Annotated in this window: 23 protein-coding genes and 1 riboswitch; of the genes, 8 read left to right on the forward strand and 15 right to left on the reverse strand. The window is 32.4% G+C overall.

Features of this window, described 5'->3' with window-relative positions; translation table 11 throughout:
* Positions 1-3: 3 nt before the first annotated feature.
* The 4 genes from HMPREF2715_RS05145 to HMPREF2715_RS05160 form a co-directional block, all read right to left on the reverse strand.
* Positions 4-1,305 carry a dihydrolipoamide acetyltransferase family protein gene (locus HMPREF2715_RS05145; RefSeq protein WP_070440276.1) on the reverse strand — a complete coding sequence of 434 codons (1,302 nt, stop codon included), beginning with the start codon at positions 1,303-1,305 and terminating at the stop codon, positions 4-6.
* A 202-nt stretch (positions 1,306-1,507) separates the two neighbouring features.
* Positions 1,508-2,485, reverse strand: a complete 978-nt coding sequence (locus tag HMPREF2715_RS05150) for an alpha-ketoacid dehydrogenase subunit beta (protein ID WP_011276134.1) — start codon at positions 2,483-2,485, stop codon at positions 1,508-1,510.
* A gap of 3 nt (positions 2,486-2,488) precedes the next feature.
* Positions 2,489-3,601, reverse strand: coding sequence for a pyruvate dehydrogenase (acetyl-transferring) E1 component subunit alpha (gene pdhA / locus HMPREF2715_RS05155; protein ID WP_011276135.1), 1,113 nt, complete (start codon positions 3,599-3,601; stop codon positions 2,489-2,491).
* A 172-nt stretch (positions 3,602-3,773) separates the two neighbouring features.
* On the reverse strand, positions 3,774-4,397 hold the full coding sequence (locus HMPREF2715_RS05160; RefSeq protein WP_070581295.1) for a YkyA family protein: 624 nt from the start codon (positions 4,395-4,397) through the stop codon (positions 3,774-3,776).
* A 130-nt stretch (positions 4,398-4,527) separates the two neighbouring features.
* Here HMPREF2715_RS05160 and def point away from each other — a divergent pair, with 130 nt between their 5' ends.
* The 3 genes from def (at position 4,528) to rnjA (ending at position 7,462) form a co-directional block, all read left to right on the forward strand.
* Positions 4,528-5,079, forward strand: coding sequence for a peptide deformylase (gene def, locus HMPREF2715_RS05165; RefSeq protein WP_011276137.1), 552 nt, complete (start codon positions 4,528-4,530; stop codon positions 5,077-5,079).
* 485 nt (positions 5,080-5,564) lie between these two features.
* Positions 5,565-5,783 (forward strand): DNA-dependent RNA polymerase subunit epsilon, encoded by a 219-nt coding sequence (locus HMPREF2715_RS05170; protein ID WP_002448185.1) that lies wholly within the window; start codon positions 5,565-5,567, stop codon positions 5,781-5,783.
* Positions 5,783-7,462, forward strand: a complete 1,680-nt coding sequence (gene rnjA / locus HMPREF2715_RS05175; RefSeq protein ID WP_011276138.1) for a ribonuclease J1 — start codon at positions 5,783-5,785, stop codon at positions 7,460-7,462. Before HMPREF2715_RS05170 ends, rnjA begins: the two co-directional genes overlap by 1 nt.
* Before the next feature lie 78 nt (positions 7,463-7,540).
* On the opposite strand, the gene HMPREF2715_RS05180 is transcribed toward rnjA, so the two are convergent.
* The 4 genes from HMPREF2715_RS05180 to HMPREF2715_RS05195 all read right to left on the reverse strand — a co-directional run bounded on the left by HMPREF2715_RS05180 (position 7,541) and on the right by HMPREF2715_RS05195 (position 11,242).
* The gene (locus HMPREF2715_RS05180) at positions 7,541-7,927 is read right to left on the reverse strand and encodes a YbaN family protein (RefSeq protein WP_037549350.1); all 387 of its coding nucleotides are present in this window, start codon (positions 7,925-7,927) and stop codon (positions 7,541-7,543) included.
* A gap of 158 nt (positions 7,928-8,085) precedes the next feature.
* Entirely contained in the window at positions 8,086-8,745 is a 660-nt protein-coding gene (locus tag HMPREF2715_RS05185) for a potassium channel family protein (protein ID WP_011276142.1), read from the reverse strand.
* Positions 8,746-8,873: 128 nt separating this feature from the next.
* Positions 8,874-9,890, reverse strand: coding sequence for a cytochrome d ubiquinol oxidase subunit II (locus tag HMPREF2715_RS05190; protein WP_053024630.1), 1,017 nt, complete (start codon positions 9,888-9,890; stop codon positions 8,874-8,876).
* The gene (locus HMPREF2715_RS05195; RefSeq protein WP_070581296.1) at positions 9,890-11,242 is read right to left on the reverse strand and encodes a cytochrome ubiquinol oxidase subunit I; all 1,353 of its coding nucleotides are present in this window, start codon (positions 11,240-11,242) and stop codon (positions 9,890-9,892) included. The genes HMPREF2715_RS05190 and HMPREF2715_RS05195 overlap by 1 nt, the downstream gene beginning before the upstream one ends.
* Positions 11,243-11,445: 203 nt before the next feature.
* On the opposite strand from HMPREF2715_RS05195, the gene HMPREF2715_RS05200 reads away from it, so the two are divergent.
* Positions 11,446-11,679: a glutaredoxin family protein gene (locus tag HMPREF2715_RS05200; RefSeq protein WP_070581297.1), complete on the forward strand. Its 234-nt coding sequence runs from the start codon at positions 11,446-11,448 to the stop codon at positions 11,677-11,679.
* Positions 11,680-11,789: 110 nt separating this feature from the next.
* Here HMPREF2715_RS05200 and ptsP read toward each other — a convergent pair whose 3' ends face one another.
* The 5 genes from ptsP to auxA form a co-directional block, all read right to left on the reverse strand.
* Complete coding sequence (gene ptsP, locus HMPREF2715_RS05205) at positions 11,790-13,505, reverse strand: phosphoenolpyruvate--protein phosphotransferase (RefSeq protein WP_070839575.1); 1,716 nt, start codon at positions 13,503-13,505, stop codon at positions 11,790-11,792.
* Between the two features lie 2 nt (positions 13,506-13,507).
* Positions 13,508-13,774: a phosphocarrier protein HPr gene (locus tag HMPREF2715_RS05210; RefSeq protein WP_011276148.1), complete on the reverse strand. Its 267-nt coding sequence runs from the start codon at positions 13,772-13,774 to the stop codon at positions 13,508-13,510.
* A 334-nt stretch (positions 13,775-14,108) separates the two neighbouring features.
* Entirely contained in the window at positions 14,109-14,651 is a 543-nt protein-coding gene (locus tag HMPREF2715_RS05215; RefSeq protein WP_053024628.1) for a hypothetical protein, read from the reverse strand.
* 57 nt (positions 14,652-14,708) lie between these two features.
* A complete protein-coding gene (locus HMPREF2715_RS05220) occupies positions 14,709-15,881 on the reverse strand; it encodes a class I SAM-dependent rRNA methyltransferase (protein ID WP_070581299.1) in 1,173 nt (390 codons plus the stop codon).
* 189 nt (positions 15,882-16,070) lie between these two features.
* Entirely contained in the window at positions 16,071-17,366 is a 1,296-nt protein-coding gene (auxA, locus tag HMPREF2715_RS05225) for a lipoteichoic acid stability factor AuxA (protein WP_070581300.1), read from the reverse strand.
* A 149-nt stretch (positions 17,367-17,515) separates the two neighbouring features.
* On the opposite strand from auxA, the gene graF reads away from it, so the two are divergent.
* The 4 genes from graF to HMPREF2715_RS05240 all read left to right on the forward strand — a co-directional run bounded on the left by graF (position 17,516) and on the right by HMPREF2715_RS05240 (position 20,903).
* Positions 17,516-17,635, forward strand: coding sequence for a glycopeptide resistance-associated protein GraF (graF, locus tag HMPREF2715_RS12145; protein WP_107609884.1), 120 nt, complete (start codon positions 17,516-17,518; stop codon positions 17,633-17,635).
* Positions 17,636-17,921: 286 nt separating this feature from the next.
* A riboswitch (TPP riboswitch) is annotated at positions 17,922-18,021 on the forward strand.
* An 88-nt stretch (positions 18,022-18,109) separates the two neighbouring features.
* Positions 18,110-18,685 (forward strand): ECF transporter S component, encoded by a 576-nt coding sequence (locus tag HMPREF2715_RS05230; RefSeq protein ID WP_053017839.1) that lies wholly within the window; start codon positions 18,110-18,112, stop codon positions 18,683-18,685.
* A 12-nt stretch (positions 18,686-18,697) separates the two neighbouring features.
* Positions 18,698-20,101: an ABC transporter ATP-binding protein gene (locus HMPREF2715_RS05235; protein ID WP_070581301.1), complete on the forward strand. Its 1,404-nt coding sequence runs from the start codon at positions 18,698-18,700 to the stop codon at positions 20,099-20,101.
* Complete coding sequence (locus HMPREF2715_RS05240) at positions 20,094-20,903, forward strand: energy-coupling factor transporter transmembrane component T family protein (RefSeq protein WP_070440293.1); 810 nt, start codon at positions 20,094-20,096, stop codon at positions 20,901-20,903. Before HMPREF2715_RS05235 ends, HMPREF2715_RS05240 begins: the two co-directional genes overlap by 8 nt.
* 306 nt (positions 20,904-21,209) lie before the next feature.
* Here the strand turns inward: HMPREF2715_RS05240 and purD are convergent, their stop codons facing one another.
* Both purD and purH read right to left on the reverse strand, forming a co-directional pair.
* Positions 21,210-22,448: a phosphoribosylamine--glycine ligase gene (purD, locus tag HMPREF2715_RS05245; RefSeq protein ID WP_070581303.1), complete on the reverse strand. Its 1,239-nt coding sequence runs from the start codon at positions 22,446-22,448 to the stop codon at positions 21,210-21,212.
* A gap of 34 nt (positions 22,449-22,482) precedes the next feature.
* Positions 22,483-23,961, reverse strand: coding sequence for a bifunctional phosphoribosylaminoimidazolecarboxamide formyltransferase/IMP cyclohydrolase (gene purH, locus HMPREF2715_RS05250; protein WP_070678564.1), 1,479 nt, complete (start codon positions 23,959-23,961; stop codon positions 22,483-22,485).
* Positions 23,962-23,972 lie beyond the last annotated feature (11 nt).

Raw genomic sequence — 23,972 nt, forward strand, 5'->3', positions numbered from 1 at the left:
GTTTTACCCCTCCATTAATAATAATTCTGGATTATTTAATAAGCGTTTAATGTGATTCATAGCATTTTGTCCAGTTGCACCATCAATTTGTCTGTGGTCAAAGCTTAATGATAAAGCTAATACTGGAGCTGCTACAATTTCACCATCTTTAACGATAGGTTTTTGAGCAATACGGCCAATACCTAAGATAGCTACTTCTGGGTGGTTGATAACTGGAGTGAACCATTGTCCACCAGCTGAACCGATATTACTGATTGTGCATGTTGCACCTTTCATTTCATCAGATGTTAATTTACCATCACGAGCTTTAACCGCTAATTCGTTGATTTCATCTGAAATTTGGAAGATTGATTTTCGGTCTGCATTTTTAACTACAGGTACTAATAAGCCTCTGTCAGTATCAGCAGCAATACCAATATTCCAGTAATGTTTGTGTACAATTTCGCCAGCTTCTTCATTGAATGAAGTGTTAAGTGCTGGGTATTTTTTAAGTGCAGAAACTAATGCTTTAACAACATATGGTAAGAAAGTTAATTTAGTACCTTGTTCAGCTGCAACTTCTTTGAATTTTTTACGGTGATCCCATAAATCTTGAACATCAATTTCATCCATTAATGTTACGTGAGGAGCAGTGTGTTTTGAGTTAACCATTGCTTTTGCAATTGCTCTACGCATTGCTGGGATTTTTTCAGTAGTTTCAGGGAAGTCTCCTTCAGGTACTGATTGAGTTTGAACTGCAGAAGTATCTTCTGATGTTGATGCAGCTGCACTTTCATTTGAAGCTGTTGCTGCTTGAGCACCACCACCATTTAAGTGGTTATCGATATCTTCTTTAGTAATACGACCATTTTTACCTGAACCAGCTACTGCTTTGATGTTAACGCCTTTTTCACGTGCATATTTACGAACAGATGGCATAGCTTTGATTTGTCTATTTTCATCTACTTCTTCATCTTGTGAAGCTGATGCTGCTGGTGCATCTTCAGTTTTAGCTTCTTCTTGAGTTGGTGCTTCTTCAGATGAAGCATCGTCATCGTGACCACCTTTAAATTGCATATCTTCTGCATCAGGTGCATCGATTTTGACAATAACATCACCTACAACTGCTACAGTACCTTCGTCAACTACAACTTCTTCAACAGTACCGCTAACAGGAGATGGGATTTCAACTACAGATTTGTCATTTTGAACCTCTGCTAATACATCATCTTCTTCAATTGTATCTCCGGCTTTAACAAACCATTTTACAATTTCACCTTCGTGGATACCTTCACCAATGTCGGGTAATCTAAATTCAAATGCCACGTTCTTGTCCTCCTAGATTTCTTATTCATCATTTAATAAATTTATAACATAGAGTAAGGACAGAATAATTTGAAAGCCTAAACACAAATTATTTTGCCCTAATTCTCTAGTTTACACTTACTTATTCACACATAGAGTAAAAAGTAAACATTTTACTTACTTCCTATAAGTCTGCTTGCTAGCTAATTGATAAGCTAAAATATTAGAATTCTAAAGTTGCTTTAGCTTTTTCAATGATGTCGTTTTTGTTTGGTAACCAAACATTTTCAGCTTGTGTAAATGGATATACTGTATCAGCAGCAGCCACACGAGCGATTGGTGCTTCTAATGAAAGAATAGCACGTTCAGCTAATTCAGCAGCTACAGTAGCACCAACACCAGCTTGACGTTGAGCTTCTTGAACTACTACAGCACGGCCAGTTTTTTCAACTGATGCAACTAAAGTATCGATATCGATAGGTTGTACAGTACGTAAGTCAATAACTTCAACTGAGTAACCTTCTTTTTCTAATTCTTCAGCAGCTTTTTCAGATTCTTGAACCATTGCACCGTAAGCGATTAATGTGATATCGTTACCTTCTTTTTTCACATTAGCTTTACCGATGTCAATTGTATATTCTTCTTCAGGAACTTCTTCACGGAATGAACGATATAATTTCATATGTTCTAAATATACAACTGGGTCATTAGATCTGATTGATGAAAGTAATAAACCTTTAGCATCATATGGACCTGAAGGAATAACTACTTTAATACCAGGTGATTGAGCTAAAATACCTTCTAAGTTATCAGCGTGAAGTTCAGGAGTATGAACACCACCACCAAATGGTGCACGGATTGTAACAGGTGCTACTTTTGAACCACCTGAACGGAAACGTGTACGAGCAATTTGACCTGCAACTTCGTCAAATACTTCAAATACGAAACCAAGGAATTGGATTTCCATTACAGGGCGGAAACCTTCAACAGTTAAACCAAGAGCTAAACCACCGATACCTGATTCAGCTAATGGTGTATCGAATACACGGTCTTCACCGAATTCTTTTTGTAAACCTTCAGTTACACGGAATACACCGCCGTTAACACCAACGTCTTCACCGAAAACTAATACGTTTTCGTCATTTTGCAATTCAGTTTTAAGCGCATTATTAATCGCTTGAACCATTGTCATTTGTGCCATGGCTTATTTCGACTCCTTCTCTTTGTAAATTTCATATTGTTCAGCTAAGTTTTGAGGCATATCTTCGTACATGATATCCATTAAGTCAATAACTGTTTGTTTTGGAGTATTGTCAGCCTCTTTGATAGCTTTCTTGATGTCGTCTTTAGCACGTTCAATAACTTCATTTTCTTTTTCTTCGTTCCATAATCCTTTGTTTTCAAGGAATTTTCTGAAACGAACTAATGGATCTTTTTTCTCCCAATCTGCATCTTCATCTGAAGTTCTATATCGAGTTGGGTCATCTCCAGCCATTGTATGTGGACCATAACGATAAGTCATAGTTTCAATTAATGTTGGACCTTCACCATTAATAGCACGATCACGAGCTTCTTTAGTAGCTTGATATACAGCTAATGCATCCATACCATCAACTTGGATACCTGGGATACCTACTGCAATAGCTTTTTGAGCTAATGAAGTTGCTGCTGTTTGTTTACTACGTGGTGTAGAAATAGCATAGTTATTATTTTGGATAACAAAAATTGCTGGTGCTTTATAAGCAGAAGCAAAGTTGATACCTTCATAGAAGTCACCTTGTGAAGAACCGCCGTCACCGGTGTATGTGATAGCAACTGCTTTTTTACCACGTTTTTTAATACCGAATGCTACACCAGCAGTTTGAATATATTGAGCACCGATAATGATTTGTGGACTGAATGCATTAACACCTTCAGGGAATTGATTTCCTTTGAAGTGTCCTCTTGAGAATAAGAAAGCTTCAGTTAATGGTAAACCATGCCAAATGATTTGTGGCACATCACGGTAACCAGGTAAGATGAAGTCCTCTTTTTCTAAAGCATATTGTGAAGCTAATTGAGAAGCTTCTTGTCCAGCTGTAGGCGCATAGAAACCTAAGCGTCCTTGTCTGTTTAATGAAATAGAACGTTGGTCAAGAATACGTGTCCATACCATTCTTTCCATTAATTCTACTAGTTGTTCATCAGTTAAATCAGGTACTAAGTCTTCATTTACGACATTACCATCTACATCCAAAATTTGAACCATTTCAAATTTCGACTGAGTATCATTTAATACTTTTACTGCATCGAATTGGGCTTGTAACTTAGGAGCCATTCAATTCACCATACCTTTCCCATATAATAGAAATTCATTTTATCCTCTCATAGTGTACCACAATTTATTTATACTGTTAAATATTTTAGTAAAGTTCTGTATTACTAAAAATGATACAGTTTTTTACAACTGTATCATTCCAATCAACTAATCTGTACTAATGCTTATATTGCTACAGATTATCAACATCTTGTTTTTCTTTATTTACTGTGTTCATAGCTTTTGAATAATCTTTAAATTTATTTTGGAAATTCTTCTGAGCCTTATTCAATGCATCATTTTTTTCATCAACTTGTGATTGAGTTACACCATCTTGTTTAATAAGTTCAAACAAGTCTTTTTCTTTTTGCAAGACATTTTTATACGCACTTGCATATTCATCATGTACTTTATATTTATTTTTTACAGCATCGTCTAATTGCTTAACTTCTTTTTTCTTATCATCACTTTTAATTTCATCAATATGTGACTCGCCTTTTTTAAACTGTTTTTCAGAATCATTTAAAGTTGATACTTCTTTATCAAATGTTTCTTGTCTCTGTTTGATATTTTCAAGAATATCATCAGCAGCTTTCTTACGAGTATCCTCATTATCACTATTAGCTTTTTTATATAAACCTTGCTTCTTTTCCTCAAGTGAGTTTAATTTTTTGCTAATGCTATTAATTGATTGCTCTTTATCAAAAGCTTTTTGAATATTTTCATTATACGCTTTAACTTCTTTTTTATCTGTTGTACAGCCTGCTAATAAAATAGTTGATGCTGCTACTACCGCAACTGTTTTACGTAGTTTCATTGAGTGTAAACCTCCTAGTAGTCATTCGACTGTAATAATATAGAATTATACTTTATAAATCAAATGAAATAAGATAATGTACTTATTATTCATTTTTCTGTTATATTTTATTGTAAGGAAGGTGTATGACATGTTAACTATGAAAGATATTATAAGAGATGGTCATCCTACGTTACGTGCTAAAGCTGAAGACGTAAGTTTGCCTCTTTCTGATGAAGATAAAAATACATTAAAAGAAATGCGTCAATTTTTAATTAATAGTCAAGATGATGACATTGCAAAAAAATATGGTTTACGTTCTGGTGTAGGTCTAGCCGCCCCACAAATTAATGTTTCAAAACGAATGATTGCTGTCTATTTACCTGATGATGGAAATGGAAAAGCTTATGACTATATGCTAGTTAATCCTAAAATTATGAGTCACAGTGTTCAACGTGCTTATTTACCTACTGGAGAAGGTTGCTTAAGTGTGGATGAAAATATCCCTGGTTTAGTTCATAGACACTTCAGAGTAACAATTAAAGCGTTAGACATTGATGGTAACGAAGTTAAATTGAGATTAAAAGGTTACCCTGCAATTATATTCCAACATGAGATTGATCATTTAAATGGTGTTATGTTCTATGACTATATTGATCAAGATAATCCATTAACTCCACTACCTGATTCTGTTGAAGTATAACTTTTAACAATTTTATTTTGCTCAAACTATTTTCAATGATGGAACTAGTTTGAGTTTTTTATTTGTATTATAGTTGTTAAATTAAATTTATTCCTTTTAATAATTTTAAAAAATATATAACGTTTATGAAGTAATGAAGAGATATAAACTGCTTTATTTATTTATATACATAATGTAAAATGAGTAGTAACTGAAATCTTAGTGTAACGCTAATTTTCAAATAATGAACGACATTAACAATTACCTTAGTGAAAGCTTGAGACTCAAATTTACAAGATATATATATGAATGTATATCATTAGGTCGACAATCATCAAGTGACTTTAAAACCATTATTTATACAGATAAATTTATCTTCTTATTTATGATTTATGAAGCAATTCCTATTGTCGTAATCAACTAGATTTGAAGTATCAAGTTAATAAATTAGGGTTCAGATTAATATAATCAATTTAGATGTTTAAATTTAGGAGGAACTATCCAATATGGCAGTATTTAAAGTATTTTTCCAACATAATAAAGATGAAGTAATCGTTCGTGAAAACACAAATACGATTTATGTTGAAGGTGAAACAGAAGAACAAGTAAGACGTTATTTAAAAGACCGCAATTACAATATCGAATTCATTACTAAATTAGAGGGCGCACATTTAGAATATGAAAAGGAACATTCTGATCATTTTAACGTGGAGAATGCTCAATAATGAAGCAATTACATGCTAACGAAGTAGGTGTATATGCTTTAGGTGGCTTAGGTGAAGTCGGTAAAAACACTTATGCTATCGAATATAAAAATGAAATTGTTATCATTGATGCCGGAATAAAATTCCCTGATGATAATTTATTAGGGATTGATTATGTTATTCCTGATTACACTTACCTCGAACAAAATCAAGACAAAATTGTCGGTCTATTCATTACACATGGACATGAAGACCATATAGGTGGTGTGCCCTACCTATTAAAGCAAATTAATGTACCTATCTATGGCGGTCCATTAGCATTAGGATTAATTCGCAACAAGTTAGATGAACACAACTTATTACGTAATGCTTCATTAAATGAGATTACAGAAGATAGTGTTATTAAGTCTAAACACTTTGAAATATCATTTTACTTAACTACACATAGTATTCCTGAAGCTTATGGTGTAATAATTGATACACCTGAAGGTAAGATTGTTCATACAGGTGACTTTAAATTTGATTTCACTCCTGTAGGCGAACCTGCGAATATTGCTAAAATGGCAGAATTAGGTAAGGAAGGCGTATTATGTCTATTATCTGACTCAACAAATGCATTAGTACCTGATTTCACATTAAGTGAACGTGAAGTAGGTCAAAATGTAGATAAAATTTTCCGTAACTGTAAAGGACGTATCATATTTGCTACATTTGCTTCTAACATTTACCGTGTACAACAAGCGGTTGAGGCTGCTATTAAATACAATCGTAAAATAGTAACATTTGGTCGTTCCATGGAAAATAATATTAAAATTGGTATGGAATTAGGCTATATTAAAGCACCGCCAGAAACTTTTGTTGAACCAAATAAGATTAACAATATTCCAAAACATGAATTACTAATTTTATGTACAGGATCTCAAGGTGAACCGATGGCGGCTTTATCAAGAATTGCAAATGGAACTCATAAGCAAATTAAAATTATACCTGATGATACTGTTGTATTTAGTTCATCACCTATTCCAGGTAACACTAAGAGTATCAATCGCACGATTAATGCATTATACAAAGCGGGTGCTGATGTTATCCACAGTAAAATTTCAAATATCCATACATCAGGTCACGGTTCTCAAGGCGATCAACAACTTATGCTTCGCTTGATTCAACCGAAATATTTCTTACCAATACACGGTGAATATCGTATGCTTAAAGCGCATGGACAAACTGGTGTCGACTGTGGTGTTAAAGAAGAGAACGTCTTTATCTTTGATATCGGTGATGTACTCGCATTAACACATGACTCTGCTCGTAAAGCCGGGCGCATACCTTCTGGTAATGTGTTAGTAGATGGTAGTGGAATTGGTGATATAGGTAACGTTGTTATTCGTGATCGTAAATTATTATCTGAAGAAGGATTAGTCATTGTAGTGGTTAGTATTGATTTCAACACTAATAAATTACTTTCAGGTCCAGACATCATTTCTCGTGGTTTTGTGTACATGCGTGAATCAGGTCAATTAATTTATGACGCTCAACGCAAAATTAAAACCGACGTAATTTCTAAATTAAATGCTAATCCAAATATTCAATGGCATCAAATTAAATCTTCAATCATTGAGACATTACAACCTTATCTATACGATAAAACTGCTCGTCGCCCAATGATTTTACCTGTGATTATGAAAGTAAACGAAGATTAAATATAATGATGTACTTCACATAGAGAAATCCGTAAATGAATTATAATATTCATTTACGGATTTTTTATGGAATTTCACCTATGAATCTTTTTCTTGATTAAAATTTGCTGGCAACGTTTTAACAAATGTAAATAATACAATTGTTTGAATCACGACCATTATCATTAATCCAATTCGAATATATAAGTTTGAAATCATAAAAATAGAAAAACCAACTACTATATATAAACTTATAAGTATTCTTATTTTTTCTTTCATAGTATACCCTTTGTATTTTTTAAAATTTTCAACATAATTTTTATAAATTTGAGTGCTTTCAAGCCATATTTTGAATTTCCGAGAACTATTAGTAAAACAAATCGCTGCTAAAATTAGAAAAGGTGTCGTAGGTAGTAATGGTAATACTGCCCCTGTAAACGCGATTACAGTAAATACTATTCCTAATGCTATTAATACATATCTCATGTAGTAGAATCATCACTCCATCATCTTATTCTCAAAAAATTGTTGCTGATTTTTAAATTCTTCTAACTGTTTATAAAAAAATCACAAATATCAATGTTACTAAATATGAAATCAATAGATTTTTATTTAGTAGTCATTAAATAGTTGTGATGCAACATTTATCTTACAATTTTCTTTTCAAAACGATTTAAATCATTATCGTGTCCGATCATAATCAATATATCTCCAAATTCTATATTCATAGACGGGTCTGGTGATACAACAATTTCCTTGCCTCGTTTAATTGCTATTATATTAATTCCAAATTGCGCACGAATATCCAAATCAATAATTGATTGGCCTGTCATTTTTTCGCTTGCTTTTAATTCAACTAGTGAATGCTCATCTGCTAATTCAAGGTAATCTAAAACACTAGCACTTGCGACATTATGTGCGATTCGTCGTCCCATATCTCTTTCAGGATGGACAACTGTATCCGCACCAATTTTATTTAAAATTTTAGCATGATAATCATTTTGAGCTTTAGCTGTAACTTTCTTAACTCCTAACTCTTTGAGAATTAGCGTAGTTAATGTACTTGATTGAATATTTTCACCAATCGCTACTATAACATGATCAAAGTTACGTATCCCTAAACTTTTCATCACTGCTTCATCAGTAGTATCAGCTACTACAGCATGCGTTGCAATATCACTATATTCATTGACGCGTGCCTCATCCCTATCAATTGCCATAACATCCATATCTAATGCATTTAATTCTCTTACAATACTTCCACCAAATCGACCTAACCCAATAACAACATATTCTTTCTCCATTTAATAGCTACCCCTATCTATAAAAAAAATAAGGAAAAAGCTGAAACAATCGACATCATGTAGATCACTATTAACCAAGTTAATGTACATAGATGTTAATTATTTCAGCCCCCCTTTTATTATTATAATTATTTTTTACCTTCAACATATTCTTTATCGAATACAAATAATCTTAATAATAATATTAACGATGGAACTAATAAAAGTAAACCTAAAATAAATACAATCACTAGTGCTAAGCCCATTGAAGCATTAACACCTGAATCACTCACTTTGATGTATGGATATAACAAGTAAGGTAATTTACTTATTCCGTATCCATAAAAAGCGAATGCCATTTGTAATATAACCATGATAAATGCTAGACCATGATATTTCTTGATGAAGTTTAAAATTCCGGCTACTACAAAACAAATGAAACTTAATGCGAACATCCACCAATAATTTTGAACTGCATTATTAAAATGATCTGCATTTTGAATTCTTAGAGATAAGAAAACAAATAGAGAAATAATAATCATTGGAGGTCCCCAGAAAATAAACCATTGTCGCATATATTTATAAGCTACTTCGTCTTTAGCTTTCGAAGCGTAATATGTTAAAAATCCAGAAGAAATATATAATACACTTATGATTGCTAGAAAGACGACTGACCATGCAAATGGACTTAGTAATAATTGGAACCAATCTAAATCAAAATGAGAACCACGTTCAGTAATATAGCCACCTTCCGATATAGTTAATACCGTTGCCAATGATGCTGGTATTAACAAACCTGTAAGTCCATACATGATAATCCATGGTAATTTAGTATCCTGACCATAATGTTCAAACGCGTAAAAGCTTCCTCTAATAGAAATTAAAATCAACGCAATTGAACCAGGAACTAATAGCACAGTACCAAAGTATAACGCTGAATCAGGGAAAAATCCTACGAATCCGACAAAGAAGAAAACAAAGAAAACATTAGTAACTTCCCAAACAGGATTTAAGTAACGCTCTACTAAATGATTTATCTTTCTCTCTTCCCCAGTTAATTTTGTGTGTAAGGTAAAGAAACCTGCACCAAAGTCAATTGAAGCAACAATGATATATAAGAATAAGAAAGTCCAAAGTACGGTAATACCTATAGTTGTGTAATCCATTAAGCATGACCTCCTTTTTCAATGACTTTATCTACATCATCTTGAGCAGGCTTGTCTTTGAACATGCGAATTAAAACATATGCAGATGTAAAAAGTAATACTAGATAAAGTAGTCCGAATAGAATTGTTACAAGTGTTATTCCTCCTGCCTGAGTAGCAGCTTCACTTACTCGCATATAACCTCTAACAATCCATGGCTGACGACCTACCTCAGTTAAAAACCATCCAAATTCGATTGCTAACATTGCAGCTGGTCCTGTAAGAAGAACTGCATATAGCATACCTTTATGCGTAACGTATTTACGCAGTTTTTTAATCATTAAAGTTAAAATAAAGGCTCCTGAAATAACAAAACATAACACACCCATAGTTACCATTAAGTCAAAGAAATAATGAACGATTAATGGAGGTAATTCATTTTTAGGGAAGTCATTAAGACCCTCTACTTTAGTATTTACATTGTTGTCTGCCAAGAAACTAAGCATACCTGGAATCTTGATTGCACCTTCGACTTCTTGAGTCTTTTCATTTAGAACTCCGAAAAATACTAAATCAGCCTTAGATTGTGTATCAAAATGCCATTCGTAAGCTGCAAGTTTTTCTGGTTGAACTTGATGTAAGAATTTAGCAGATAAGTCTCCAGCTAACATTGACAATAATGTTGATATGAAACCAACAATCATAGTCATCTTTAAGGCCTTTTTATGGTATTCTGCATCTTTGTTGTATTTATTTTTCAATAATTTAAAAGCTGCAATAGATGCAAGAATAAACGCCATTGTCATACCTGCTGTAGCTACTACATGAAACGCCCTAACTAGGAATGATGAATTGAACATTGCTTCAAGTGGTTGTACATTAACCATTTTGCCATTTTTCATTTCAAAACCTGCAGGTGTATTCATAAATGAGTTTACAGAAGTAATAAAGAACGCGGAGAATGAACCACCAATGATGACTGGTATACTAATAATGAAGTGTGTCCATTTATTTTTAAAGCGATCCCATGTGTATAAATAAATACTAAGGAAAATAGCTTCAAAGAAGAATGCAAAAGTCTCCATAAATAAAGGTAAAGCAATCACGTGCCCACCCATTTTCATAAATGTTGGCCAAATTAATGATAATTGTAAACCGATAATCGTACCAGTTACAACACCAACAGCCACAGTAATGGTATAACCTTTCGACCAACGCTTAGCTAGTGCTATATATTTAGGATCCTTGTTTTTAATTCCTAAAAATTCTGCGATTGCGAACATTAAAGGCATACCAACACCGACAGTCGCAAAGATGATATGTACTGCTAGAGTCATACCTGTTAGGAAACGACTAATTTCAACGGAATCCATAATTTTATCACCTTTTCTATATCTAATTTTTAAAAAGCAATTAATTTAAATTATATTATGTTCTAATTTCTAACTAAATCCTTTTGCTTAAATTTAAGAAAGATTTTTAATATGTAATTCACATAATTTTCACAGTTTGCAATTGGATCAAAAATTTTATATAGTAATTTTCATGATAATAACCAAATTGGGAGTGAACTAAATTGACGGAATTAGTTATTTATACTCAAAATGATTGCCCGCCTTGTACATTTGTAAAAAATTATCTTACAGAACACAAGGTAGATTACATTGAAAAAAATATCTCGAATAATGAATACCGTTCTGAGATGATTGATTACGATGCATTTGCTACACCTTTTATACTTATAGATGGTGAACCAATGTATCAAGTTGATTTGGATAAAATCAACACTAAGTGTCACATTAAATCATAAAGTCATCGCAGTAATAACCTAACACTAAAAAGGAACTATTTAGTTGTTAGGTTTATTATTTTGTAATACAAAAACACCTCAACTTAAGTTAAGGTGTTTCGAATACATCATTATTTAGAAATGTTATTAACTAAATCTTTTACTTCTTCTTGAGTAGCACAATTAATTGCACGATTTGCTAATTCAGACATTTCATTTTTACTTAAACCATTAATTTGTCTTCTAGCTTTTAAGATAGATGTCGCACTCATTGAGAATTCATCTAATCCTAAACCTAATAATAATGGGATAGCTGTTTCGTCTCCAGCCATTTCACCACACATACCAGTCCATTTACCTTCTTTATGAGAAGCTTCAATGACTTGTTTAACCAAGCGTAAAATAGCTGGGTTATACGGTTGGTATAAGTATGAAACGCGTTCTGACATACGGTCAGCTGCCATAGTATATTGAATTAAATCATTAGTACCAATACTGAAGAAATCCACTTCTTTAGCAAAGATATCAGCTAGAGCAGCTGTAGATGGAATCTCAACCATGATACCTAACTCAATTTCATCAGATACGTCATGACCATCATTTTTAAGATTTTCTTTTTCTTCTAAAAGAATGGCTTTAGCATCACGGAATTCATTGATTGTAGCTACCATTGGGAACATAATGTTTAATTTACCGTAAGCTGAGACACGTAATAATGCACGTAATTGTGTTCTGAAGATATCTTGTTGATCTAAGCATAGACGAATTGCTCTGTAACCTAAGAATGGGTTCATCTCTTTAGGTAGATTTAAATAAGGTAACTCTTTATCGCCACCAATATCTAATGTACGAACTACAACTCGTTTGTCTTTCATTGTTTCTAGCACTTTTTTATAGGCTTCAAATTGCTCATCTTCAGTTGGCATTTGATCTCTACCCATATATAAGAATTCAGTTCTATATAAACCGATTCCTTCAGCACCATTTTCCATTACACCGTATAAATCATCAGGTGTACCGATATTAGCAGCTAATTCAGCATGTTCACCGTCGATTGTTACCGTTTCAGCATCACGTAATTTTTGTAATTCTTTTTTATCTTCAAAGAAACGTTCACGTTTGTTTTGATAAGCAACTAACTCATCTTCTGTAGGGTCAACAATAACGTCACCTGTGATTCCGTCAACGATAACCATATCACCTTGTTTAACTTCTTTAGTAACTGATTTTGTACCAACAACTGCAGCAATTTCTAATGATCGACTCATAATTGCTGAATGGCTCGTACGACCACCAATATTTGTTACGAAACCTTGAACAAATTCTTTATTTAATTGTGCAGTATCTGAAGGCGTTAAGTCGTTACCAACGATAACAACACTCTCATCAATCATACTTGGGTTTGGTAATTCAACACCTAAAAGATGTGCTAGCACACGTTTAGATACGTCTCTAATATCTGCTGCACGCTCTCTCATGTATTCATTATCCATAGATTCGAAGATTGTAATAAATTGTGAAGTTACTTCATCAAGCGCTTCTGGGGCACTCACTTTTTCGTTCGCAATTTTGTCTTCGATTGGTTGAATCAACTCTGGATCATCAAGTACTAATAAATGCGCATCAAAGATTGCGGCTTTATCAGGACCTAATTGTTTTTCAGCATTATTTCTGATTTTAGTTAATTCAATTTTAGAAGCTTCTAACGCATTTCTGAATTTTTGGATTTCAGCATCAGTATCAGTGACTTTTTCATTAGTGAATGATAAATCAGGTTCTACTAATAAATAAGCTTTAGCAATTGCGACACCGTCTGATGCCGCAATACCATTAATTAATTTTGACATAATTATTCAGTTAAACCTTCTTTAGATAAGACATCACTGATAGCTTGAATTGCGTCTGCTTCATCGCTTCCATCAGCATAGATAGTGATTTCAGCATCTTTACCTACACCTAAACTCATAACACCCATGATTGATTTTAAGTTAACTTTTTTACCGTTATATTCTAATTGAATATCTGAATCAAATTTTGATGCAGTTTGAACTAACATAGTTGCAGGACGTGCATGAATACCAGTTTCATCGATAATTACATAAGATTTTTGTTCCATAATCTATTTCTCCTTCGCAAAGTTAGAATATTCAAATTTGTCATAATCTAACATAATTTTATACCATAACACTACCAAAATATAATACTAAATTCAATTCTAATAGGATTGAAAAACTATTATAATCGGTTTTTATAGAAATAAACAAGTGTTTCAAATTCTATAAATTAGATTCTAATCTTCAATATTTTTTACTTACTTATAATATGCACAAAACACTAATTAAAATCCCTATAACAACTTCGGTTTAAATGATATTTTAAGACAAATTTGTATGATAATTATTTTAGCTTTATCACTAAGCTCACTTCAATTATACTACAACATTTTCAATTTAAATAATATCATGAAGCACTTTTTCACATTTTTCAATATGTTCACGTCCAAGTTTATTCATGAAATAATAGCTTATTGATGCTGAGACAACTTGTCCCACAACTGGGAACCATTTAGTTTGTTTTGCTGCCGCACGTTTTGCCATATCTCTAATAATCACTTTTAGTACTGCACTAGACACTTTTCTACCAATAAATGAACTACCTTGTATAGCAGCTGCTGCAAGAATTCGTTCTTTCACATCATCGCCAAGTGTATTAACTTGTTTGTGATCTAAACCATAAATTTTATTAATATCTTCAATAATATCTCTCATTAATTTAATATCTACACCGAAATCTAATCCTGGAATTGGTACAACACTCATACCTGAAGATAAAAGTGACTTTTTCTTAACAATTGTTTCTGCTTTAGCTCTGCGCTCAGCTATTTCTTCTTTCGTTGTTGGTAAAATACTTTTTTCTTTAATTTCTTCAATGTTTAGAACTTTATTACCAACTTTGTTTGTAACTCCACTTGAAAATCTATTCATAATGCCCATTAATAGACACACCTTTCATAATTCATTCATTAAACATTTATACCCACTTTTTATTATTTAATGCTTGATATTAATGAATACAGCTTTTAAATATTTTGAGGGTTTATAGTGCGGATGTGTTTTAAAGTCCTTAGGTAAGCCCATTACTTCCTCAATTTCGTAAGTTACACTCGCTTCGTTAAGTGTTGTTTTAATAACATTTTTAAATGCTTTTAATGAGAAAGCACTTGAATTTGTACATAATAATAACGAGCCATTTGGAGCAAGTATACTTAATGCACCATTAATTAAATCATCATAATTCTTTTGTACTGAGAATGTTTTCTTCTTATTTCTTGCAAAACTTGGCGGGTCAATAACTATTGTGTCGTAAACTTTGCCATGTCGTGCAGCATAATTGTAAAAATCAAATGTATCCATAACATATATATATTGACTTTTAGGGTCAATACCATTTAAACCAAAGTTTTCTTCAGTTAAACTACGTGAACGGTTGGCTAAATCTACACTTGTCGTTGATTTAGCATTTTGACCAGCTACTACAGAAAACGCACCTGTATAACTAAATAAATTTAGTATATCTTTCTCTTTTGCAAAATGATCACGTAATTTCTTACGTACTTCTTTTTGATCTAAGAATATACCTGTCATCAAACCATCATCTAGGTCTACATTGTAAAATGTAAAATTCTCCTCTATAACTATTGGAAAATCAGGTGTTTCACCGAGTACATGTCCACCGGTGTATTCAGAGTCTTTAAAACGCATTTTTTCATAAATTGACTTAAATGGAAATACCTGTTGAATGGCTTCAATGACATTATAGCGAAACTTATATATCCCCTTTGAATACCATTGAATCAATAAGTGACCATCGTAATTATCGATTGTTAAACCTCCAACACCATCGCCTTCAGCGTTAAATAGTCTAAACGCATTGGTTCCTTCAATGTGATAGTAATAATCACGCTCTTGTAATGCAACTTGAAATTTTTTTTCGAAAAAAGAAGTATTAATGGCTTCGTTTTGATCATAACTCAATACCCAGCCTAAACCTTTATGTTGACGTCCTACATATGCAGTCGCAATGTACTGTTCTTGATCGTTCATAAGATAAAATAAATCGCCTTCTTTTAAATGATCATTGTTATAAATATCATCTTCATCCACAAGTGGATATTGATTTAAATACTTTGATTCCTTACCTCTATTTAAAGTTGCTATTTTCATTTGTTAACGCTCCTAATTTGAATGCTTTTGTAGTTTAAAGTTTATAAAAATTTCTAAATATTATTCGTTATTATTTTAACAAATATGAATTTGTCATTACACAAAATAACATAAACAAAAAAGGTGGATCGCGAAGTCTATTTTGTCACCATAGATTTCACGCTTCCACCTAAGTAAAAATTGAAATAATTAAGGTCTTTCTCTCAATTGTAACGTAAATGCGATAATAACCGCCATCAACATTAAGATTAGAGTTGGAGTAATAAAAATCGATAATAATAATCCGTGAATCATAATGTTTACGAATTCAGTTAACAATTTAAAGAATAGAATACTAATCATAAATAATTGTAAATAATAATATTTACCTCTTAAGAAATGTGTAAATGTAGTTGCAATGTATGTAATGATTACAAACATTAACAATAACAATGTTACCCATTCAACAACATATTGCGTTTGAGATAGTTCCCATTCACCAGAAACAAACAATGCGTTTCTGTTATTAAATTCGATAAATGTAAATAAGAATAGAATGAAGCCACAGAATATTTCTACATATGCTGGTTTAATCCATTTTGGACGTCTCATCCAATTTGGTATATCATCTTCTTCAATATTAAATACATTTTTGAATTTATTTTTAAATTTATCACGTTTTGATCTGATTTTTTCTAAATCGACACTTCTTCTCGTCTTACGTGCATATTCTGATGTTTTATCTTGAAGTTGTTTAAAATGAACTTTAGACTGATTCGAAACATTTCCCTTACTTGTTCTTGATAATTCAGGTTCTTCTTCACCCAATTCTTCTTTAGTTAATGGTAAAGCTCTTCTTAAGAATAGGAAATTCCATATTGAAGCTTGCGCTAATAACCACATAACTAAGAAAAATGTATTTACACTTAAAATATCTATTGGTGCAATTTCATTTGCATCAATTTTACCGTATAGAGAAATTTGAGTAATTAAATAACTTATTCCGTATGAAAAGATAATCCATAGATAATGGCTTTTTCTATTAGCAACATTAAGTTCATCTTTATATACAATGAAGCCTGTGTGAATTATAAAAGGAATAATAAAGATAATTGCCCAAAAACTGTACACTTGTGTCATTAAAGTAATTGAAATGAGGAAGTATAAAATCCCAATAATTAAAAAGAAAATTGAGATGTCGTAATCATATTTCGTAGTTCTAAATAATGCGTAACCAATAAGCATTACAAGAATACCAAACAGAATAATTATGACTGCACTAATAATAGGAAAGTTGCCTATGAACCTACTCATCACTCTAATAATTTCACTGAAGAATGCATTAAGAAAATCCCATAAATTATGAATTTTCAATTCAACTTTTTCTTTATCTTTTAATTGATTGATTAAAGGTAAGTTTATTAATATTATGAGACCCGTGAAGAGTGAAACGATACCGATAATATAACTAAAAATTATCTCGGTGTGTTTCTTAAGAAAAGACATACTGTTCACCTCAAAATTCATTATATAGTAAGATGTTCATCTTGTCTTTATTAAACAATAAAATACATCTCGAGACCTATATAGGTTTATCCTACTTTTAAATGGGTAAACTTATATTGTAATCATTAATCTATCAAGGAGTGTTAATTATGACAAACGAAGATGCTAAAAAAGCAAAAGAAGTTGAAGAAAAATTAAAAGAACAAAACGAAGAAAAATCAGATGATATTGAGCAAACTAAAAAAGATGTTCAAGACACTTTAGATTAATTATTAAGAAATCTCAATTCGCTGAAGTTGAGAACAATATAATATTTAACTGCTACACTGCTAAAAAGTAGTAGTTAACTAAAACTGAGAGAACGCTCTTTTCGAGCTTTTCCCAGTTTTTTTTTACTACAAGGTTTAAATATTCTAGAGATTTCACATGCTAAATGTATTAAGAAACAGCGTGTTCAAAGTAAAATCAAATCTAATCCTCCTTTTTATTTGTAACTTAGTAAAATCATCTTGACATTAAATCTTAAAAGTCATACATTTAAAATAAATTAAATATAAAACGCACTAGGGGTGTGTATACTGAGATGAGGTTTAACCTCGAACCCTTTGAACCTGAACTAGTTAAAACTAGCGTAGGAAAGTGTTGCTAATATAAATAATTGTGGTAAATACATATATCATTTTATTTAAATTCACGCACAACTTTCTACGGATGGTTGTGCGTTTTTTTTAGGAGGAAATAACATGTCAAAAGGTTTAAAGCTTTCAGAAATATTAGTAACTGTTCTGATTGCAGTAGTATTTGCAATTATTTATAATTTATGGTGGTTTGCATATAATGTGGCCCAAGTTGCCGGTGTTCACATTGAACAATTAACTTATGGCGTTTGGTTTATGGCAGCTATAGTTGCGTATTTAATAATTCCTAAGCCTGGTATTGCACTAATTGCAGAATTTGCTGCAGGCGCTGGTGAAACAATCGTTATGGGTAAATTTGATATTCCTACAATTGTATATGCTATTCTTCAAGGTTTAGCTTGTGAAATTATTTTTGCTATTTTCAAATATAAATCTAGATCATTAATGGTTGCTGTATTAGCAGGATTAGCAACTGCTTTAATATCATTCCCAGTTGATTATTATTATGGCTATTTAGCTGAAGTAGCAGGATGGAACCTTCTTTTATTCATTATCTTCCGTTCTATTAGTGGTATAGTAATCGCAGGTTTATTATCTTATCTGATTGTTAAAGCATTAGATCAAACAGGCGTAACGAAATTATTCCGCCCTGCATCTCAAAAAGACTACGACAACCTATAAGGGGAAATTAAAGTGTTAAAAGCGAAAAATTTACGTCTAAAATATCCTAACGGCGAACGTAAAATCTTCGATAATTTAAATATTGAAATTAAAGATAAAGAAAAAGTGCTTTTACTAGGTCCTTCTGGATCTGGTAAGAGCACATTGCTTAATGTTTTAAGTGGTATCGTTCCAAATCTAATTGAATTACCGATGAAATATGATGAGCTTGAAATTGACCCACACTCCGGCGTTATTTTTCAAGATCCAGATACTCAATTTTGTATGCCTAAAGTGTATGAGGAACTTGCATTTGTTCTTGAAAACAAACAAGTACCACGAAGTCAAATGGATCCACTCATTGAAGAAGCTCTTGCTTCTGTTGATTTAAATGTTACTGATAATACTTTTGTCAATCATTTAAGTGGTGGCATGAAACAAAAACTCGCTATTGTAGAAACTATTTTACAAGAAGCTAATACATTATTCTTAGATGAACCAACTGCCATGTTAGATGTAGATGCTACAGCTGATTTATGGCAAAGACTTATTCAACTATGGTCTGATCAAACTGTACTTATAGTAGAACATAAAGTTGAACACATCTGGGAACACGTGGATAGAGTCATTTTAATGAATTATGAGGGTCAAATCATAGCAGATGGAACACCAGATTATGTGTTGAAAAATTGCGAAAGTTTACTCACAGAATTTGGTGTATGGCATCCACAAGCTTGGGACCATGCCCCAGAATCATCTAAATTTTCACATAATACAGATGAAACGCTATTTGCCTATAAAAATGGTAATATTATTAGAGGAAAAAAACATTTGTTCCAAGTACCCGAATTAACTGTTCGTTCTGGAGAATGGATTACTATTACAGGGAAAAATGGTACAGGTAAAACAACATTATTAGAATCTATGATGCAACTAATAAAATATGAAGGCGTTATGTCATATAAAAATACTACGTTAAAGAAAATTAAAGACGCAGCTCAACATATGTATTTAGTTTATCAAAACCCAGAATTACAATTCATAACAAATTCAGTTTATGAAGAAATATATATTCATTATAATCATCAAGAACCATCAATCGCTGAAAAAGAAACGATGAAACTATTAAAGTTATTACATTTAGAAGCTGTTAAAAATCAACATCCTTTTGAATTATCTATGGGACAAAAACGACGACTTAGTGTGGCCACTGCACTTAGTTCACGAGCAGAAATCATCTTACTTGATGAACCTACATTTGGACTGGATAGCCATAATACTTTTCAATTAATTGAACTATTCCAGGAAAGAGTTTCTAATGGACAAACCATTATTATGGTTACTCACGATCCTGAAATCATACATCGTTATCCAACACGTCGTTTAATAGCTGAAGACAACCAACTCATCGAGAAGGAAGGTGAATCAAATGTTTGAACGTTGGAAGAAACATTATTCCTTTGTAGATGACGTTAATATCATTACAAAACTTTTACTTGGTGTATCATTATTTATTTTCATTATTTTTGTTCACAATTTTGATTATATGATTTATATAACAATAATTATGTTTATTTTTTTAATGGCATTTAATGGGACTCAATTTAAAATCACCGGTGCATTTATTTTAGCCTCTGTCTTGTTTGCCTTATTATCATCATTATTTATGATTCTTTATGGTGATGGTACGCATATGTTATTTAAATGGGGTATCATTCAAATTAGTACTGAAAGCATCGTACGTGGTTTACATTTATCACTAAGAACTATAACAGTCTCTATGTTTGGTATTTTATTAGCATTAACATCCGAAATTGTAATGATTTTTTACAGTTTGATGCAACATTTAAAAGTAAAACCAAAAATTGCATATGCATTTATGGCTGCAATTAGAATGGTGCCTCTCATTTTCACTTCATTAATTCAATTAAGACGGTCATTGAAAATGCGTTATCAAATGATTGATGCTTCAAATTATAGAGGTCTAAAACGATTAAAACATTTATTGATACCAATATTAAGTCAAAATATTCGTCGAGCACATCAATTGTCTGTTGCGATGGAATCTAAGGGTTTTAAGGACGGTCCTAGAACCTATTATTATAAAGCACCATTTTCTAATAAAGATATTTTATTTATTATTTGCGTTGTGGCTATACTAATTATCGCATTTTATCTTTCACAATACTTCCCTATAACAGGCATTACTGATGCACGAGTATCAGGTTATACATCATAGATACAAGGAAGTGGGACAGTAATAATATTTTTCAAAATTTATTTCGTTGTAACCCCAGCTTGCTTAGCTTGTATAATTTCTTAATGAAATTCTCTTTGCTGGGGCCCCAAACCCCAACTTGTTTAGCTTGTAGAGTTTCTTAATGAAATTCTCTTTGCTGAGGCCCGCCTACCAGGCAAGGTTGATTAGAATTAAAAAAGCTTGTTACAATGGCATTTTTAAATCAGTCAACTACTGCCAATATATAATTGTATAATTGTAGCCTGAGTCATTGAATTATGTCTCAGGCTACAATTATATATTCACTTATTTTAATGCTTTATTTCCAATATCACTACGATAAAATAGATTATCACTCTTAATTTTTTCTACATTTTTATAGGCTGCTTTTTGCGCTTCTTCAATTGTTTCTCCTTTTCCAACAGCTAATATAACTCTGCCTCCTGAAGTAACAAATGCATCATCTTCTTTACGCAATCCACTCACAAAATAAGTATCATTTAATTCAAAGCCTGTTACTTTAGCTCCTTTTTCATAAGCACCTGGATATCCTTTAGAAGCTAGCATAACTCCTACAACAAAATCATCTTGCCATTGAAATAGAATAGGTTCTTTACGATCTAAAGCAACAATTTGAGCCATTAAATCACTTTCCAAACGACTTAATAAAACTTGAGCTTCAGGATCACCAAAGCGCGCATTAAATTCAATTACTTTCGGGCCTTCTGACGTTAAAATAGCACCAATATAAAGTAATCCAAAATAATCATAACCTTCAGCTTTCATCGCTTTTGCAATAGGCTGTGCAATATCTTTATTTGTGCGTTCTAAGACATCTTCAGTAATATGTGGCACCGGGCAATATGCACCCATTCCTCCAGTGTTTGGTCCTTCATCATTATCAAAAGCACGTTTATGGTCTTGCGCAATACAATCAAATGGAACTGCATAATCCCCGTTAATAAATGTCATTAATGAAAATTCTTCACCCTCTAAAAATTGCTCAAAGACCACTTCACCATGTTCTTCAGGATAAAGTGATTCTACTGCTTTAATTGCGTCTTCACGTGTTTCAGCAATGATTACACCTTTACCAGCAGCTAAACCATCTTTTTTAACTACAATTGGTAAATCACAATGATTTACATATGCCAGCGCATCTGTTTTGTTATTTGTTTCTTTATATTTTGCTGTTGGAATATTATATTTTTGCATAATTTTTTTAGCGAACAGCTTAGATCCTTCAATTTGAGCTGCATCTTTATTAGGACCAAACACTTTAACTCCTGATTGACGTAATTTATCAGATAAACCATCAATTAATGGTTGTTCAGGACCAACAACCACCCATTCAACCTTATTTTCTTTAACAAAGTTTAAGATTGACTCATGATCAGACTCTGCAATCTCAGTATGCACTCTTGCAACATTAGCCATAGCATCATTACCTGGAATTACGTGCAATTGATCAATTAACGGTGATTGATGTAATTTATTTGCCAAAGCATGCTCTCGACCACCTGCTCCGATAACTAAAACATTCATTAATATTACCCCTTCCATTATTTTGAATGATTAATTAATGCTTAAAGTGACGCATGCCCGTAGTCACCATGGCAATACCATATTTATTCGCCATATCTATTGAGTCTTGATCTTTAATTGATCCACCCGGTTGTATGATGGCTTTGACACCATGTTTTGCAGCTAATTCAACCGTATCATCCATTGGGAAAAAGCCGTCTGATACTAAAGCAACATTGTCATTCATTTCTATAGCACGCTCTAAAGCTATTTTGGCTGAACCAACACGGTTCATTTGACCTGCACCAATGCCTACAGTTTGTTTGGTATTGCTCAATATAACAGCATTACTTTTAACAGATGGAATCACTTTCCAACCAAGTAGCATTGCATCCCATTGATCATCTGTAGGCGCTTTTTCAGTTACTACTTTCATGTCTTCTATAGCTACCTCAAAGTTATCTTTATCTTGAACTAAATACCCACCTGAAACTGAAACAAATTCTTCTTCACGATTATCAATCGTCATATCTATTTCTAATAGACGTATGTTTTTCTTTTTAGTTAAAATGTCTAAAGCTTCATCAGTAAATCTTGGAGCAATCACTACTTCTAAAAATATAGCATGTAATGTTTCAGCTAAATCAGCAGTTACTGTTCTATTTAATGCGATAATGCCACCAAAGATAGATTGATTATCTGCATCATAAGCATGTTTAAATGCAGTTTCAATATTGTCGCCAATACCAACACCACAAGGGTTCATATGTTTAATTGCAACGGCAGCAGGCTCTTTAAATTTCTTAACAAGTGAAAGTGCAGAATCAGCATCTTTAATATTGTTAAAACTTAAAGCTTTACCATGTAATTGTTTAGCACCTGCAATTGTGTGTTTGCTATTCGAAGTACGAACAAAACGCGCTGATTGCTGAGGGTTTTCACCGTATCTTAATTGTTCACTATCACCTTTGAAATAACTTACAATGGCATGATCATATTCGTTCGTATGTGCAAAAACTTTAATCATTAATTCTTTACGGAAATCCTCATCGAGTCGGTCTTCCTTTATGCGTTCAATGACTTCATTATAATCAGCTGGATGTACAATTGTAGTCACATGTTTAAAGTTTTTAGCTGCAGCACGTAACATTGTAGGTCCGCCAATATCGATGTTTTCAATTGCTTCTGTTTCTGTTACATCCGGTTTGGCGACTGTTTTTTGGAAAGGATATAAGTTAACTACTACCATATCGATTAAATCAATATGTTGTTCTGATAACTGTTCTAAATGTTCAGGTTTATCACGATCTGCTAAAATGCCACCATGTACTGCCGGGTGTAATGTTTTAACACGTCCGTCCATAATTTCAGGAAATTGCGTTAATTCTGAAACAGATTTCACCGTTACAGAAGCATCTTCTAAAGCACCTTTAGTTCCTCCAGTTGAATATAATTCATAATCTAATTTGATTAAAGATTTAGCAAACTCCACTATTCCACTTTTGTTTGAGACACTTAAAATTGCTTTTTTCATGATTAGATTAA

Source organism: Staphylococcus sp. HMSC062A01, from assembly GCF_001836805.1.
Taxonomy (GTDB): domain Bacteria; phylum Bacillota; class Bacilli; order Staphylococcales; family Staphylococcaceae; genus Staphylococcus; species Staphylococcus haemolyticus.

Bases quoted from the DNA above. Each gene is read 5' to 3' on its own strand.
- HMPREF2715_RS05150 (WP_011276134.1), bottom strand. From the start codon at position 2,485: ATGGCACAAATGACAATGGTTCAAGCGATTAATAATGCGCTTAAAACT.
- pdhA (WP_011276135.1), bottom strand. From the start codon at position 3,601: ATGGCTCCTAAGTTACAAGCCCAATTCGATGCAGTAAAAGTATTAAAT.
- HMPREF2715_RS05160 (WP_070581295.1), bottom strand. From the start codon at position 4,397: ATGAAACTACGTAAAACAGTTGCGGTAGTAGCAGCATCAACTATTTTA.
- def (WP_011276137.1), top strand. From the start codon at position 4,528: ATGTTAACTATGAAAGATATTATAAGAGATGGTCATCCTACGTTACGT.
- HMPREF2715_RS05170 (WP_002448185.1), top strand. From the start codon at position 5,565: ATGGCAGTATTTAAAGTATTTTTCCAACATAATAAAGATGAAGTAATC.
- rnjA (WP_011276138.1), top strand. From the start codon at position 5,783: ATGAAGCAATTACATGCTAACGAAGTAGGTGTATATGCTTTAGGTGGC.
- HMPREF2715_RS05180 (WP_037549350.1), bottom strand. From the start codon at position 7,927: ATGAGATATGTATTAATAGCATTAGGAATAGTATTTACTGTAATCGCG.
- HMPREF2715_RS05185 (WP_011276142.1), bottom strand. From the start codon at position 8,745: ATGGAGAAAGAATATGTTGTTATTGGGTTAGGTCGATTTGGTGGAAGT.
- HMPREF2715_RS05190 (WP_053024630.1), bottom strand. From the start codon at position 9,890: ATGGATTACACAACTATAGGTATTACCGTACTTTGGACTTTCTTATTC.
- HMPREF2715_RS05195 (WP_070581296.1), bottom strand. From the start codon at position 11,242: ATGGATTCCGTTGAAATTAGTCGTTTCCTAACAGGTATGACTCTAGCA.
- ptsP (WP_070839575.1), bottom strand. From the start codon at position 13,505: ATGTCAAAATTAATTAATGGTATTGCGGCATCAGACGGTGTCGCAATT.
- HMPREF2715_RS05210 (WP_011276148.1), bottom strand. From the start codon at position 13,774: ATGGAACAAAAATCTTATGTAATTATCGATGAAACTGGTATTCATGCA.
- HMPREF2715_RS05215 (WP_053024628.1), bottom strand. From the start codon at position 14,651: ATGGGCATTATGAATAGATTTTCAAGTGGAGTTACAAACAAAGTTGGT.
- HMPREF2715_RS05220 (WP_070581299.1), bottom strand. From the start codon at position 15,881: ATGAAAATAGCAACTTTAAATAGAGGTAAGGAATCAAAGTATTTAAAT.
- auxA (WP_070581300.1), bottom strand. From the start codon at position 17,366: ATGTCTTTTCTTAAGAAACACACCGAGATAATTTTTAGTTATATTATC.
- graF (WP_107609884.1), top strand. From the start codon at position 17,516: ATGACAAACGAAGATGCTAAAAAAGCAAAAGAAGTTGAAGAAAAATTA.
- HMPREF2715_RS05230 (WP_053017839.1), top strand. From the start codon at position 18,110: ATGTCAAAAGGTTTAAAGCTTTCAGAAATATTAGTAACTGTTCTGATT.
- HMPREF2715_RS05240 (WP_070440293.1), top strand. From the start codon at position 20,094: ATGTTTGAACGTTGGAAGAAACATTATTCCTTTGTAGATGACGTTAAT.
- purD (WP_070581303.1), bottom strand. From the start codon at position 22,448: ATGAATGTTTTAGTTATCGGAGCAGGTGGTCGAGAGCATGCTTTGGCA.
- purH (WP_070678564.1), bottom strand. From the start codon at position 23,961: ATGAAAAAAGCAATTTTAAGTGTCTCAAACAAAAGTGGAATAGTGGAG.